This window comes from Curtobacterium sp. MCLR17_042 (genome assembly GCF_003234695.1).
Taxonomy (GTDB): Bacteria; Actinomycetota; Actinomycetes; order Actinomycetales; family Microbacteriaceae; genus Curtobacterium; species Curtobacterium flaccumfaciens.
On the sequence record NZ_QKTD01000003.1, the window covers coordinates 146,791 to 159,987 of the forward strand.

Here is a 13,197-nt window from a genome sequence, read left to right on the forward strand (position 1 = left end):
CGAGCGAAGGAGCAACGCCATGAAGGCAGTCGTCGGCGACACGGTGATCGCGGAGGCCCCCGAAGAGGACCTCATCAAGATCGAGGGCAACTGGTACTTCCCGCCGTCGAGCGTGAAGACCGAGCTCTTCACCGAGAGCCCCACCCAGTACCACTGCCCGTGGAAGGGCGACACCCAGTACTTCACGGTGAACGTCGACGGACAGGCGCTGCAGGACCGCGCGTGGTCGTACCCGACGCCGATCCCGTCGTCGTTCGACCGCGTCGGCAAGGACTACTCGGGCTACGTCGCGTTCTGGAAGGACGTCCAGGTCGTCGAGTGACGACCGCCCGTCACCCTGACCGGCTGCGACTCAGCCGGTCAGGGTGAGCACGACCAGCGCGACGTTGAGCGCCACGATGACCGCTGCGATCACCCACGCCACCACGCGGGTGGTCGCGGCGTTCACGTCGGTCCCCATCACGCTCCGTCGCGACGTGTAGACCACCAGGGGCACGATCGCGAAGGCGATCCCGAAGCTCAGCACCACCTGGCTGACGACGAGCAGCATCGTCGCGTCGATGTTCAGCGCGAGCAGGACGATCGCCGGCACCAGGGTGATCGCGCGCCGGGCCACGAGCGGGATCCGCACGTGCAGCAGGCCCTTCATGATCTCCGCGCCGGCCATGCAGCCCACCGAGGTCGAGGCCAGGCCGGACGCGAGCAGGCCCACGGCGAAGAGCACCCCGACGACCGGGCCGACGTTCTCGGCGATGGCGCGCTGTGCACCGGGGATGGAGTCGGTGCCCTCGACGCCCGGCAGGGTGGCCGCGGCGAGGACGAGCATCGCGATGTTCACCCCGCCCGCGACGATCAGCGCGAGGCCGACGTCCCACCGGGTCGCGACGAGCACCCGGCGACGCTCCGGCCCGGCGGGGACGTCCCCGTGGCGGTCCCGGGCGAGCGCCGAGTGCAGGTACACCGCGTGCGGCATCACGGTCGCGCCGAGCATCGAGGCCGCCAGCAGCACCGACCCGGAGCCCTCGAACCGCGGCACGAGCCCGGCGACCAGGTCGGCCGGAGACACCCGGGCGAACAGCAGCCCGGCACAGAAGCCCACCGTCAGGATCGCGAGCATCGCCGTCACCACGGTCTCGAACAGTCGCGTGCCCCGGCGGCTGTGCAGGGTCAGCAGGAGCATCGAGACGAGCCCGGTGATGATCCCGCCGACCACGAGCGGCAGACCGAAGAGCAGGTAGAGCGCCAGCGCGCCGCCGATGACCTCGGCGATGTCGGTCGCGGCGGCGACGATCTCGGCCTGGCCCCAGAACAGCAGGCGGGGGGTGCGCCGCATCCGCAGGCCGAGGTGCTCGGGCAGCGACTTGCCCGTCACCACCCCGAGCTTGGCGGACAGGTACTGCACCACCACGGCGCTGGCGTTCGCCGCCACGAGCACCCAGAGGAGCAGGTACCCGTACTCGGCGCCGGCCGTCAGGTTGGCGGCGACGTTGCCCGGGTCGACGTACGCGATGGCCGCGACGAACGCCGGTCCGAGCAGGGTGAGCCCGGCTGCGCGGCGACGCGGGGCACCGGATGGGTGCTCGTCGAGCCGGGGGCTGGCAGTGTCGGTCATGCACCGATCCTGCCAGAGAATTCGGCACACCGAATCTTTTTCTTCGTCGTTTCGTGGTGCTCGCCGGTTGCCACTCGTGGGTGCGTGTTTCGGGTGGTCGTGATCGGTCGGCTGGGATGCCGCCAGCCGACGGTTGGTGACCGCTCGCCGGAGGTGAGCGGGGTGTCCTGACCGCTCGCGGAGGGCGGACGTACGGCCCGTCGGCGCGGCCACGGACAGTGGTCACGCCGTGCTCAGCTCGTGGTCACTCCGCGGCGCGGCGGGCGCGGTGCGCCCGGACCTTCGCCCGGTTGCCGCACCGCTGCATCGAGCACCAGCGTCGGGTCCCACCGCGCGACGAGTCGTAGAACACCAGGCCGCAGTCCTCGGCCGAGCACCGGCTCAGCCGCGTCGGCCGGCCGTCGGCCTCGACGTCGTCGAAGCCGACCTCGGTGAAGAGCGCGACGGCGTCGCGCGCGACGCTCGACAGGGCCTGCGCCAGGCGGACCCGGTTCGCTCCGGCACGGCGTCGGCCACCAGGGAGGCTCGGGGGCACGTCCGGCAGGGCGGCGAACAGGTTGACGGTGTCGATGTCGTCTGGCGCGGGGCGCGTGCGGCCGGCCCCGGCACGCAGGCCCGCCGCCACGGCGGTGCGTTCCGCGGCGGTGCTCGCCGGCGCGGGGGCGGCGGCCACGGCGAGCCGGGCGATCGCGGCACGCAGGGCCCGGGCGTCCTGCAGCTCGCGCGCGCTGGCACCGACGTCGATCGGCTCGGTGTGCTCGCTGAGCCACTCGTCCAGGTCGGCCGGGCTCGCGAGCAGCTCGCCGAGCTGCGATCGCGGACGGCGTCCGGCGGGGTCGTCGGCGAAGCCACCCGTGTGCGCGAAGTCGAGCGCGATCCGTCCGGCGTCGAAGAACCAGGAGGAACCGGCGTCCGTGCGGATGTGCTGCCCCGTGTGCATCCGCCCAGGCTAACGGGTTACCGGCGCGCCTCCGTGCGTCGGGACCCTCATGCGGTAGTCGATGCCATCATGGCCGCGTCGTCGTCAGCGGTCCGGCGCCGCCACGTGATGACGTTCCGGGCATCGAAGCGCCGGGAACAGCGGGCACAGGCCAGGGGACGGGTGGGCGTGCGGTACCGGAAGTGCTCGTGCCCCGCGGGGCAGGTGCCGATCCAGGGGGCGAGCTCGCTGGCGATCGGCCCGTCGTGCAGCCGGGAACCGGTGTACCCGATCGCCGCGGCCGTGCGCTTCCACTTCGGTCCGTGTGCCGCCCGGGCACCGGCGAGGGCGTGCGCGACCTCGTGCAGCAGGACCTGCTCGACGTCGTCGTCGGAGAACCGGGTGGCCAGGTGACGACTCACCGTGATCCGCTTCCGCGCGAAGTCGCACTGACCGGCGCGCGTCTTGGCGTGGTCGAAGCCGAACGCCCACGTGCCGGCACCGAGGTGTTCGGCGATGAGCGCTTCGGCGCGGAGCCGGACGGTCTCGAGCGCGGTCACTGCTCGGCGCGCGGGTCGGCCTGGCCCTTCTTCGCTGCCCGGGCCGCGATCCGGCCCCAGATGTCGTCGGCCTCGGTCCGTGCGGCGTCGGGCGCACCGAGCACGCGGCGGCGGATCGGCGGGACCTGCTTCACCGGCTCGGCGACGCGGGTGGTGGGTTCCTCGTCCTCGGCACGGCGGGCGGCGACCTCGCGGGCGGTCCGTGGCTTGTCGGACGGTTCCGCCGGGTTGGTGATCGAGGCCCGCATGGCGGCCTCGACCGCGGTGCGCAACGCGTCGGTGCGCTCGGACGGCGCCCCCGCTTGCCGGAAGGCCTGGTACGCCCGCGAGAGTGCGGCGCGGGCCTCGTCGAATCGGTCGTTCTCGAACAGCGACCAGCCCTCGATCTCGGCTGCGGCGCCCTCGAGTTCGGGCCACTCCTCGGTGGCGGCGGTGTCGCGGGCCATGGCGGCCTCGGTGGCGGCGCGGTCGTGCCGCCCGAGGTCGTGCAGGACGTGCGCACGACGGATCCGCGCGGCGACCTTGTCCTGGCGCTCCCCGGTGAACATCGCCAGGCGGAACACCTCTTCCGCGATGACGAGCGACTCGTCCAGTCGACCGAGCAGGCGGAGGAGTTCGGCCCGTTCGGCGAGGGCGTCGGTGCTGCGGCTCTGGCCGAGGTCACGGAGCCGCTGGTGCACGGCGTCGACGTCGACCGCGGGTCGCAGGCTGATGGGCGCGAAGGTGCTGCCCGGGCTGACTCCGGCCGTCACGGGAGCCGCGTGGCGCGGTTCGCGGGAACGGTCGGACAGGTCGGGCTGCTGGCGGTCGTCGGGCGGGAGGGACATCGGTTCGAGGGTAGCCGCGGTCTCCCGGGAGCGGTCGGTGCGACGCGCTCAGGTTGCGCGGGTGCGGCCGTGCACGCGTGCCCCTCGGGACGACGAACGGCCCGCCGTGCCGGAGCACGACGGGTCGTTCCGAGTGGTCGATCAGGAGTTGGCGGCCACCGCGGCGGCAGCAGCCACGCCGACGTAGGTGACCAGCGTCGCGATCGTGGCCACGACGGCCAGGATGATCGCGAAGATGCCCCAGCCGCGACCACGCTTGGTCACGGCGGCGATGATGCCCTGCACGAGCGCCCAGAGCCCGAGGATCGCGGCGACGCCGGCGATCACCGCACCGACACCGATCTGCGAGATGACGGCCGGGTCGTTCATGAGCTGACGCTGCAGCTCCTGCTGGTCCGGGGTCGCACCGCTGCTCGGTACGAGGTTGTTGATCGCGTCGCTGTTGGCGAGCGCCGACCCCATCACGTACCCGCCGATGACGCCGATGACGAGCGCGGCGAGTCCGAGGAAGAACGCCACGACACCGAGGGTCTTCTTCTTGGGCTTCGGCTCGTCGTGGCTCTGCCAGGCCGGGGCACCGGCGTGCGCGGGCGCGGCGGCGTACGGCTGCTGGTCGTGGTGCTGGTCGTGGCGCTGCTGGTCGTTCCAGCTCGGCGTGCTCGACGGCTGGCCGTACTGCTGCTCGCCGTTCGGCTGGCCGTACTGCTGACCCTGCCCGTACTGCTGCTGGCCCTGCCCGTACTGCTCGCCGTACTGCGGGGTCGAGGTCGGCGCCGGGTCCACCCGCTCGCCGTACCGCGGGGCATCGGCGTCGGGCTGCTGCTGCGGGGCGTCGCCCCAGCGCGGCGCCTGGCCGTCGCCCGTCCGGTCCTGGTCGTTCCGGTCGTCGTTCGTCATCAGGGTTCCCATCGCTCGGTCGCGCACCTGCGCGGTCGTTCAGACCATCCTGACAGCCGGACCCGCCGAGTGTCCGAAGTCCGTCCCCGGCGAGGCCCTGGGCGGGCATCAGCCCCCGAACACGCTCCGGTTCGGCTCCGGCGACGCGACCGCCGTCTGGTCGGTGACGATCGGCGCCCCGGCGATGAACGCCTTGAGCTCCGCACCGTGCACGACCTTCGCCGGCATCGGGTCGGACGAGTACCGCCTCGGCATGTCCGCCACCGGCAGGTCGGTCGGCGACCCGAGCAGCACGATGTTCCCGAACCGCCGGCCCTTGAGCATGCCGGTGTCCGCGACCGCGGCGACCGACGGCAGCACCGACTGCAGCGTCGACGCCTGCCCGCGGGCGAACGCCAACCCGGCGCCGTCGGCCACGTTCACCGCGACGATGCCCGTCGGCGACAGGAACGCTGCGACCTCACGGTAGAACTCGACGCTCGTCACGTGGGCGGGGATCTGCGAACCGCCGAAGACGTCCACCACCGCCAGGTCCACGGTGCCGCGGAGTCCGGCGGGCAGCTTGCCGAGGACCTCCCGGGCGTCGCCGTACCGCACCCGGATCGAGGCGCCGCGGGGGAACGGCAGAGCCTCGCGCACGTGCTCGACCAGGTCGCGCTCGAGCTCGATCACCTGCTGCCGCGAACCCGGACGGGTCACCGCGACGTAGCGGGGCAGGGTGAGGGCGCCGGCGCCCAGGTGCAGTGCCGTGATCGGGCCGTCCGGCAGCAGGTCGATCGCGTGCCCGATCCGCCGGATGTACTCGAACGCCAGGTGGGTCGGGTCCTCGAGGTCCACGTGCGACTGCGGGGTGCCGTCCACCACCAGGGTGAAGGACCCCGGTCGGTGCCGGTCCGGCTCCACCACCGAGTACCCCGCACCGATCCGGAACCCGTCGAACGCATCAGCCATGCCGTCAATGGAACACCACCGCGATCACCACCCGCGTCCCCACCCCTGGTTGGTGTGCCCGCGGAGCGCCCGGAACGAGGCTGATGTCACCGGTCGGAACACTCCGCCGGACCACCTCGAAAGGCACACCATGTCGGTCCAGCTCCTCGCGAACGTGCTCATCGGCCTCGCCCTCGTCGGCCTCCTGGCCTACCGGCAGGCGACCTGGCGGTACCTCGACCCGGCGCGCATCTGGCGGGGACCGCTCGTGATGGCGATCGTCGGCGTGGTCGTCCTCGCACAGACCACGGCGACCGTCACCACCACCGACGTCGTGTTCCTCGGCCTCGAGGCCCTGCTCACCGTCGCCGTCGGCCTCGCGATGGGGGCCATGACCCGGTTCCGCACGGTCACGACGCCGGACGACAAGGGCCGCACGCTGCAGTCCCGCACCGGGTGGCTCGGCGCCGCGCTCTGGATCGTCCTGATCGCCGCCCGCATTGGACTCGACGTCCTCGGCGGCCACCTCGGCGCGCACCTGCTCACCTCGACCGGCACGATCCTGCTCGTGCTCGCCCTGAACCGTGCAGCCCGTGCCCTGGTCGTCGACCAGCGCATCCCCCGCGGCGGCGACCGGTCGGCGGCCGCCCGCCGCGGCATGATGGTGCGGTGAGCCTGCCGACCGACCCGGACCGGACCGACCCCGCCGGGGTCCGGTCCGCCTCGGTGCTCTCCTGGGGACTCAACGCCGTCGGGATCGCCGTCGTCGCGTTCTGGTTCGTCCGGAACGGCCTCCTGCTCCACCACCCCGCGTGGGTCTGGGCCGTCGGGGCCGTGGCGCTCGCCGCCTGGGCCGTCCGCGAAGCGGCACGCACGCCCCGCGTCCTCGTCGCCGCAGCCGGCGTGATGATCGCCGCCGGATCGCTCGCCGTGGTGCCGACCGACTCGCTGCTGGTGGTCCCGGTGATCGTCGGGCTCGTCATCCTCGGCGCAGACCTGCGTCTGCCGGTCTGGACGGCCGCGGTCGCCGCGCTCGCCGCCGTCGTGGTGGTGGCCGTCACCGCGACGCTCGAGCAGACGTCGGTGCAGTTCGTCCTCGGCGTGAGCGTCGGGCTGCTGCTCGGCGTGCTCGTCGGCTTCAGTCGTCGGCAGGTCCGGATCACGACGGCGCAGGCTCGCGAGACCGAGCGGCAGCAGCAGCGCGCACGGCTCCTCGCCGACCGGTCGCGGGCGTCCCGGGACATCCACGACGTGCTCGCCCACTCGCTCGGCGGCCTGGTCCTGCAGCTCGACGCGGTCGAGGCCCTGCTCGAGGCCGGTCGCGTCGACGAGGCCACCCGCCGTGCCGGCGAGGCCCGCGCGCTGGCCGCGGACGGCCTGGCCGAGGCGCGGCGTGCGGTGCACGCGCTCCGCGACGAACCGCAGCCCGGCCAGCCGGAGCCGACCCGTGCCTCCAGTCCGTCCGCCGACCACGCGTCGGGCCTGACGGCCCTGCTCGACGCGCACCGTTCGTTCGGCGGCGAGGTCGTCGTGCAGGGTGACGCGACCCTCGCGGTCCTCGACGACGCCCACCGTGCCGCCGTGGTCCAGGTCGTCCGGGAGGCCCTCAGCAACGCCCGCAGGCACGCTCCCGGCCGCCCCGTGTCCCTGTCCGTGATCCGGGACGGCGACGCCGTGGACGTCGTCGTGGCCAACCCGCTGCCGAGCGGCGGGCAGGGGGTGCTCGGGATGCGCGAGCGGTTCGCGGAACTCGGCAGCGAGGCCACGGTGGAGGCCGAGCGTTCCGACGACGAGTTCGTCGTCGCCATGCACCTGCCCGTCGACGTCCGGGCTCCGGTCGCCGAGGACGACCGCTCGTGACCATCCGGGTGCTCGTGGTCGACGACCAGGCCATCGTCCGCGACGGCCTGGTGACGGTGCTGTCACTCGTGCCCGACCTGCAGGTCGTCGGGCAGGCGGCGGACGGTGCCGAGGCGATCGCCGCCGTCGGCCGGCACGTGCCCGACGTCGTCCTGATGGACCTGCGGATGCCGGGGGTCGACGGACCGACCGCCACCGCGCGGATCGTCGCCGAGCACCCCGGGGTCGCGGTCCTGGTGCTGACGACCTACGCCGACGACGACTCCATCGTCACTGCGCTGCGGGCGGGAGCGCGCGGCTACCTGACGAAGGACGCCGGGCGCGCGGAGATCGCGACCGCGGTGCGTGCGGTGGCCGCCGGGCAGTCGACCTTCGACGCGACCGTGGGGGCGCGGCTGGTGGCGCGCCTCGCCGGTGGTGCCGGTGCAGGCAACGGTGTCGCTGCTGGTTCCGCGGCGCCTGCGCCTGCGTCGCCCGATCCCGATCCCGATCCCGGTCCGTCGCTCGGTGCGCGGTTCCCGGAGCTCACCCCGCGCGAAGTGGACGTCCTCGAGCGGATCGCGGACGGCCGGACGAATCCGCAGATCGCCGCCGAGCTGTTCCTGACGGTGCCCACCGTGAAGTCGTACGTGAACCAGGTCTTCGCGAAGCTCGGGGTCCGGACCCGCGCCGAGGCCGTCGCCCGCGTCCTGCGCTGACCGTCCGCACCCCGTCGTCCCCGGGCGACGCACTGCGGACACGTGAATGCGTACACATGGACGACCAGCGGACGCCAAGACTCGTTGCGTACCGTTGACGCCTGTCGTCACGACGCCAGAGCGTCGATGCGTGTGTGCCCCACACACCACGCGTCCGCCCGGACACCGTGACCACGACGTGCCCGTGAGCGCCCCCACCGCTCGAGCGTGCGCGCCGTCGGCGTGCTGCTGCGTGCCACCCCTCCGGCCACCCGCGCGCGCTGGCCGTCGAACGCACCGCACCCGATGACGAGTGCACCACTGCTGATCCGCCGCAGGAGACCTCCGTCATGACCGCCGACACCATGAGCGTGCCCACCGCACGCCTCGCCACCCCGGACACGCGCCGGTCCGGGACCCGACCCACCCGGGTGATCCGGGCCTCCCGGCCGTCCCGTGCCGCCCATCCGTCCAGCGCCGCCCTGCCGTTCCGCGCCTCTCTGCCGTTCCACGCCGACCGCGAGACGGCACCGACCTGGATGCGGGTCGTCGGCACGGCGCTGCTCCTCGGCGGTGCCGGCCTGTCCGCCGCCGTGCTCGGCTGGCCCGGGGACGCGCCGGAGGTCGCCCTGCTGGTGCCGGCCCTGCTCGCCGTCGCCCTCGGGTCGCTGCTCCTGCTCGCCCGGGCCGGGTTCACCGTCACCGAGCGGCACGTGACCCTGCACTTCCGTCCGCTCCCGCCGCGGCGCATCCCGCGCCGGCGGATCACCGACGTCCGCCTGGTCGAGGCGGACGCGGCCACCTACGGCGGTGTCGGCCTGCGGATCCGTCGCGGCGAGCGTGCGCTCATCCTCACGCCGGGGCTCGGGATCGAGCTCACGGACGACCGGGGCCGGGTCACGTTCGTCCGCACGCGTCGCCCGGAGGACGCGTTCCGTGCGCTGGCCGGACTGCCGGGAGGGCCGGGAGGCGCGGATCACGTCGAGCGCGAGCGCCTGGGCTGAGCAGGGTGCCGGCTGAGCACGGACCCGGCTGAGCACGGGAATGGAAGCGGCGTGTGGCGGCTTATACACGCCACTGCCGAATCCGGTCAAGCCGGGACTGGACAGCGCGCCACGGAGCGAACTATGATGACAGTTCGCGCTCCCTGGCATCCGTGTCGTCATATTGCGGTCGACGCAGAGTTCTGAGACAGAAACTCATCTCGCCCTGGTGCAGCCGGACCCGTATATGGCGGCGGGTACCGCTCACGGAGATCATCCCACACGTGCACCGACGTTCCGCGTCAAGGCACGCGTCGGCGTGGTCGCAGGGCTTGCATCTCAGGGTTCGCCGAGCGATCAATCCACTCACCTACACACTGCTCGTCAGTGTCGGCCCGACGGGGCCTACCGGAGGTCACACCCTTGGCTGCTGCGCCCAACGCATCCACCAACCCCAAGAACGGTCGCAACCACTCGCGACTCTCGTTCGCCAAGATCACGGACACCCTCACGGTTCCTGATCTGCTCGCACTCCAGACGGAGAGCTTCGACTGGCTCGTCGGCAACGACGTCTGGAAGGCCCGCCTCGCCGAAGGGCAGGAGCAGGGTCGTACCGACCTCGCACTGCACTCGGGGCTCGAGGAGATCTTCGAGGAGATCTCCCCGATCGAGGACCTCGGCGAGACCATGCAGCTCTCGTTCACCGCGCCGGAGCTCGAAGACCCGAAGTACTCGATCGATGACTGCAAGGAGCGCGGCAAGACCTACGCCGCTCCGCTGTACGTCAACGCCGAGTTCATGAACCACATGACGGGTGAGATCAAGACGCAGACGGTCTTCATGGGTGACTTCCCGCTCATGACCGAGCGCGGCACGTTCATCATCAACGGCACCGAGCGCGTCGTCGTGTCGCAGCTCGTCCGTTCGCCCGGCGTGTACTTCGAGCGCCAGCAGGAGAAGACCTCCGACAAGGACATCTACTCGGCGCGGATCATCCCGTCGCGTGGTGCCTGGCTCGAGTTCGAGATCGACAAGCGCGACCAGGTGGGCGTGCGCATCGACCGCAAGCGCAAGCAGTCCGTGACCGTCTTCCTCAAGGCCCTCGGCCTGACGAGCGAAGAGATCATGGACGAGTTCCAGGGCTTCGCGTCGATCGAGTCGACCCTCGAGAAGGACGCCGTCCTCACGAAGGAAGAGGCGCTCAAGGACATCTACCGCAAGCTCCGTCCCGGCGAGCAGGTCGCTGCCGAGGCCGCGCGTGCGCTCCTCGACAACTTCTACTTCAACCCGAAGCGCTACGACCTGGCGAAGGTCGGCCGCTACAAGGTCAACCGCAAGCTCGGCATGGACGCCCCGCTGTCCGACTCGGTGCTCACCGTCAAGGACATCGTCGCGACGATCAAGTACCTGGTGTCGCTGCACGCTGAGCGCACCACGATCGACGGCGTCCGTGACGGCGAGCCGGTGCAGCTGCGCCTCGACGTGGACGACATCGACCACTTCGGCAACCGTCGCATCCGCGCCGTCGGCGAACTCATCCAGAACCAGGTCCGCACGGGTCTGTCCCGCATGGAGCGCGTCGTCCGCGAGCGCATGACCACGCAGGACATCGAGGCGATCACGCCCCAGACGCTCATCAACGTGCGTCCGGTCGTCGCCGCGATCAAGGAGTTCTTCGGAACGTCCCAGCTGTCGCAGTTCATGGACCAGAACAACCCGCTCGCGGGCCTGACGCACAAGCGTCGTCTCTCGGCCCTCGGCCCGGGTGGTCTGTCCCGTGAGCGTGCCGGCGTCGAGGTCCGTGACGTCCACCCGTCGCACTACGGCCGCATGTGCCCGATCGAGACCCCGGAAGGCCCGAACATCGGCCTGATCGGTTCGCTCGCGTCGTTCGGTCGGATCAACTCCTTCGGCTTCATCGAGACCCCGTACCGTCGCGTCGTCAACGGCGAGGTCACGAAGACCATCGACTACCTCACCGCTTCGGAAGAGGACGAGTTCGTCGTCGCGCAGGCCAACGCCCCGCTGACGAACGACTTCCACTTCGCCGACGACAAGGTGCTCGTCCGCAAGAAGGGTGGCGAGGTCGAACTCGTCGCCAAGGACGAGGTCGACTACATGGACGTCTCCCCGCGCCAGATGGTGTCGGTCGCGACGTCGCTCATCCCGTTCCTCGAGCACGACGACGCGAACCGCGCCCTGATGGGTGCGAACATGCAGCGTCAGGCCGTCCCGCTGCTCCGTTCCGAGTCGCCGCTCGTCGGTACCGGCATGGAGGGCTACACGGCCATCGACGCCGGCGACGTCGTCACCGCCGACAAGGCCGGTGTCGTCTCCGAGGTCTCGGCCGACGCCGTCACCCTGCAGCTCGACGAGGGCGGCACGCAGACCTACTACCTGCGCAAGTTCGACCGCTCCAACCAGGGCACGAGCTACAACCACCGCGTCATCGTCTCCGCAGGCGAGCGCGTGGAGCAGGGCGAGGTCATCGCCGACGGTCCCGCGACGGAGAACGGCGAGCTCGCGCTCGGCAAGAACCTCCTCGTCGCGTTCATGCCGTGGGAGGGCTACAACTACGAGGACGCGATGATCCTGTCGCAGAACCTCATCAAGGACGACACGCTCTCCTCGATCCACATCGAGGAGTACGAGGTCGACGCCCGCGACACCAAGCTCGGCAAGGAGGAGATCACCCGTGACCTCCCCAACGTCAGCCCGGACCTGCTGGCCGACCTCGACGAGCGCGGCATCATCCGCATCGGTGCCGAGGTCCGCCCCGGCGACATCCTCGTCGGCAAGGTCACGCCGAAGGGCGAGACCGAGCTGAGCGCCGAGGAGCGTCTGCTCCGTGCCATCTTCAACGAGAAGTCGCGCGAAGTCCGCGACACCTCGCTCAAGGTGCCCCACGGTGAAGAGGGCACGATCATCGGCGTCAAGGTGTTCGACTCGCAGGACGGTGACGACGAACTCGGCTCTGGTGTCAACCAGCGCGTGGTCGTCTACATCGCCCAGAAGCGCAAGATCACCGCGGGTGACAAGCTCGCCGGTCGTCACGGCAACAAGGGCGTCATCTCGACCATCCTCCCGGTCGAGGACATGCCGTTCCTCGCCGACGGCACCCCCGTCGACATCGTCCTCAACCCGCTCGGCGTCCCCGGCCGCATGAACTTCGGCCAGGTGCTCGAGATCCACCTCGGGTGGCTCGCCAAGCAGGGCTGGAACGTCGAGGGCATCCAGGAATGGGCCGAGAACCTGCCGGAGGCAGCGCACAGCGCCGAGCCCGGCACCAAGGTCGCAACCCCGGTGTTCGACGGTGCGTACGAGCGCGAGATCGAGGGCCTCCTCGACTCGACCCTCCCGAACCGCGACGGCGAGCGCCTGATCGGCTCGTCCGGCAAGGCGCAGCTCTTCGACGGCCGCTCCGGCGAGCCGTTCCCGGAGCCCGTCTCGGTCGGCTACATGTACATCCTCAAGCTGCACCACCTGGTCGACGACAAGATCCACGCGCGTTCGACCGGTCCGTACTCGATGATCACGCAGCAGCCGCTGGGTGGTAAGGCGCAGTTCGGTGGACAGCGATTCGGTGAGATGGAGGTGTGGGCGCTCGAAGCGTACGGTGCCGCCTACGCCCTCCAGGAGCTCCTGACGATCAAGTCCGACGACATCCTCGGCCGCGTGAAGGTCTACGAGGCGATCGTCAAGGGCGAGAACATCCAGGAACCCGGCATCCCCGAGTCCTTCAAGGTCCTCATGAAGGAGATGCAGTCGCTCTGCCTGAACGTCGAGGTCCTCTCGGCCGACGGCCAGGCGGTCAGCCTGCGCGACAACGATGACGAGGTCTTCCGCGCTGCGGAGGAGCTGGGCATCAACATCTCCTCGCGGTTCGAGTCGTCCTCCGTCGACGACATCTGATCCCGCCCGTACATCGAAGC

12 protein-coding genes are annotated in these 13,197 nt (G+C 71.1%); 6 read left to right on the plus strand and 6 right to left on the minus strand.

What is annotated here, in order from left to right; genetic code table 11:
* The first annotated feature begins 19 nt into the window (after nucleotides 1-19).
* Nucleotides 20-322: a DUF427 domain-containing protein gene (locus DEJ02_RS05075; protein ID WP_027466755.1), complete on the plus strand. Its 303-nt coding sequence runs from the start codon at nucleotides 20-22 to the stop codon at nucleotides 320-322.
* 30 nt (nucleotides 323-352) lie between these two features.
* Here the strand turns inward: DEJ02_RS05075 and DEJ02_RS05080 are convergent, their stop codons facing one another.
* The 6 genes from DEJ02_RS05080 to DEJ02_RS05105 form a co-directional block, all read right to left on the minus strand.
* Complete coding sequence (locus DEJ02_RS05080) at nucleotides 353-1,612, minus strand: Nramp family divalent metal transporter (protein ID WP_111032228.1); 1,260 nt, start codon at nucleotides 1,610-1,612, stop codon at nucleotides 353-355.
* 244 nt (nucleotides 1,613-1,856) lie between these two features.
* Nucleotides 1,857-2,552 (minus strand): CGNR zinc finger domain-containing protein, encoded by a 696-nt coding sequence (locus tag DEJ02_RS05085; protein WP_110859474.1) that lies wholly within the window; start codon nucleotides 2,550-2,552, stop codon nucleotides 1,857-1,859.
* 47 nt (nucleotides 2,553-2,599) lie between these two features.
* Nucleotides 2,600-3,091: a SprT-like domain-containing protein gene (locus DEJ02_RS05090; RefSeq protein ID WP_111032229.1), complete on the minus strand. Its 492-nt coding sequence runs from the start codon at nucleotides 3,089-3,091 to the stop codon at nucleotides 2,600-2,602.
* On the minus strand, nucleotides 3,088-3,918 hold the full coding sequence (locus DEJ02_RS05095; RefSeq protein WP_071406181.1) for a hypothetical protein: 831 nt from the start codon (nucleotides 3,916-3,918) through the stop codon (nucleotides 3,088-3,090). Before DEJ02_RS05095 ends, DEJ02_RS05090 begins: the two co-directional genes overlap by 4 nt.
* Nucleotides 3,919-4,059: 141 nt before the next feature.
* Nucleotides 4,060-4,815: a DUF308 domain-containing protein gene (locus DEJ02_RS05100; protein WP_146249217.1), complete on the minus strand. Its 756-nt coding sequence runs from the start codon at nucleotides 4,813-4,815 to the stop codon at nucleotides 4,060-4,062.
* A 108-nt stretch (nucleotides 4,816-4,923) separates the two neighbouring features.
* Nucleotides 4,924-5,766, minus strand: coding sequence for a spermidine synthase (locus tag DEJ02_RS05105; RefSeq protein ID WP_110863235.1), 843 nt, complete (start codon nucleotides 5,764-5,766; stop codon nucleotides 4,924-4,926).
* A 130-nt stretch (nucleotides 5,767-5,896) separates the two neighbouring features.
* On the opposite strand from DEJ02_RS05105, the gene DEJ02_RS05110 reads away from it, so the two are divergent.
* The 5 genes from DEJ02_RS05110 (at nucleotide 5,897) to rpoB (ending at nucleotide 13,177) form a co-directional block, all read left to right on the plus strand.
* A complete protein-coding gene (locus tag DEJ02_RS05110) occupies nucleotides 5,897-6,418 on the plus strand; it encodes a hypothetical protein (RefSeq protein WP_111032231.1) in 522 nt (173 codons plus the stop codon).
* On the plus strand, nucleotides 6,415-7,605 hold the full coding sequence (locus DEJ02_RS05115) for a sensor histidine kinase (protein ID WP_111032232.1): 1,191 nt from the start codon (nucleotides 6,415-6,417) through the stop codon (nucleotides 7,603-7,605). The genes DEJ02_RS05110 and DEJ02_RS05115 overlap by 4 nt, the downstream gene beginning before the upstream one ends.
* Entirely contained in the window at nucleotides 7,602-8,303 is a 702-nt protein-coding gene (locus tag DEJ02_RS05120; RefSeq protein WP_111032233.1) for a response regulator transcription factor, read from the plus strand. The genes DEJ02_RS05115 and DEJ02_RS05120 overlap by 4 nt, the downstream gene beginning before the upstream one ends.
* Nucleotides 8,304-8,632: 329 nt before the next feature.
* Nucleotides 8,633-9,286: a hypothetical protein gene (locus DEJ02_RS05125; protein WP_111032234.1), complete on the plus strand. Its 654-nt coding sequence runs from the start codon at nucleotides 8,633-8,635 to the stop codon at nucleotides 9,284-9,286.
* 402 nt (nucleotides 9,287-9,688) lie between these two features.
* The gene (rpoB, locus tag DEJ02_RS05130) at nucleotides 9,689-13,177 is read left to right on the plus strand and encodes a DNA-directed RNA polymerase subunit beta (protein ID WP_111023275.1); all 3,489 of its coding nucleotides are present in this window, start codon (nucleotides 9,689-9,691) and stop codon (nucleotides 13,175-13,177) included.
* The last annotated feature ends 20 nt before the right edge of the window (nucleotides 13,178-13,197 follow it).